General features: G+C 45.8%; 1 protein-coding gene. It reads right to left on the reverse strand.

From position 1 onward, the window contains the following. Positions 1 to 33 precede the first annotated feature (33 nt). Positions 34 to 1,440 carry an IS66 family transposase gene (tnpC, locus tag R8N28_RS24460; protein WP_318183576.1) on the reverse strand — a complete coding sequence of 469 codons (1,407 nt, stop codon included), beginning with the start codon at positions 1,438 to 1,440 and terminating at the stop codon, positions 34 to 36. Positions 1,441 to 1,543: the final 103 nt, after the last annotated feature.

The following is a 1,543-nucleotide window of genomic DNA, read 5'->3' on the forward strand; positions in this document are numbered from 1 at the left end:
GTAACTCTTCACCCGCGAGCTATTGACTGTGGTTTACGCTAGGAATGCTGGCACCTGATAATTCACTTTAAGCATGTGGTGTTCGACGATTTCACGTAACCATTTATAGGCCGAGATCTGCTGAAGTTTGGCAGTCTCTATGAGTGAGAACATGCGCTCACGGAACAGATCTCCTCGATATGAGCGAGTCACGTAGCAGCACTTTCTCATCAATATATAATTACGGAGGACCCGCTCTGCGGCATTGTTCGTTAATGGGCACTTGGGGTCATCCATAAAACGCCACACCATAGCATCATCAGATATGAGATTTTGGCACCGACCTCGATAACGTTTCGAACATTGATAACTGCCCAGTTTGAGCCAATGAAGCCAGCTTTTTCTCAACCGCCTGAGCCGGCGATAGTATTGGGTTTTGTTGATCTTCTCTTCGATATATCGATGATGGCACCTGAATACACTGTGGGCGATCAAAGCGAGTTTTTCCCCGATTTTTTGATTTTCAGGACAAACACTCTCCTCTATGGCGATGACGTTTCTTAAGATGTGCGCCCAACATAGTTGCCGTTTTGATTCATCAATGTATTTGTAGGCCGAGTATTGGTCGGTCACTAAAAGGTGTGAAACGGCTTCGCCAAGCAATCGCTTTGCGGCATGTTGGTTTCGGCCGCTGTTGATTTGAAAGAAAGCAACGTCATTACTCAGTGCTGCCCACATCCAGCGTTTTTCGTTATTGCGTTGATGTGAGGTCTCATCGGCCATAATCAGTTGAGAGGCTTTAAGTGTTTCATGGAGCTGTGTGTGAGTATCCTCTAAGTACTCCGTCACTCGGCCTTGTGCAGCTGATATCGCCCCTGTAGAGAAGTTAAGTTGAAACACATCCTTCAGCATAGATTGTATTTTACCTATGCTTTGGTGGTGCTGCGTCGCTTGAATTGCGATAAAGCTATGTAGATTTGGGCCCATCTGAACATCAGGTACACCCGTAGGAAGCTCTGCTTGATGCTTATCACCACACCATGAGCACTCTCCTTTGAAGACCTGATGCTCTACAAGAGTGTAAGAGATATCAGGCAAATCAAAGATTTGGTGTCGTTTATAAGGCTTTCTATTTGGAATAACACAACCACCGCAATGGCATGTTTTATTTGGTAAATATTGCTCAACCGAGGCACTGTCTTCAATGGGGTGAAGCAGTCGGCGGTGGCCTTTATGACCTGGTTGAGCTCCTGGCTTTTTTCCAGATTTCTTCCGATTCGGCGAAGTATTCTTGGCTTTATTGTGCAAAGGCTGTTGAGATGACGGCACAGAAGAGTTTCGGCTATTTTGGTTTAGTCGGTCTTCGAGTTCGGCCAGCTTGTTCCATAGAAAATGGATGATATCTTTCGCCTCTTCAGGCGAATCGAAATCTGGTGGTGGAGGTAGCGTTTTCTTATTCATACCTCCAGATTGCCAGCTCAGAAAGATCACTCAAGTTGAGTATGGGATCAAGTTAACCTTGTCACATAACTTCGCTGTCAAGGCTTCGCGGGTGAAGAGTTAC

The sequence above is a fragment of the Vibrio sp. Vb1554 genome (assembly GCF_033344235.1).

Bases quoted from the DNA above. Each gene is read 5' to 3' on its own strand.
- tnpC (WP_318183576.1), bottom strand. From the start codon at position 1,440: ATGAATAAGAAAACGCTACCTCCACCACCAGATTTCGATTCGCCTGAA.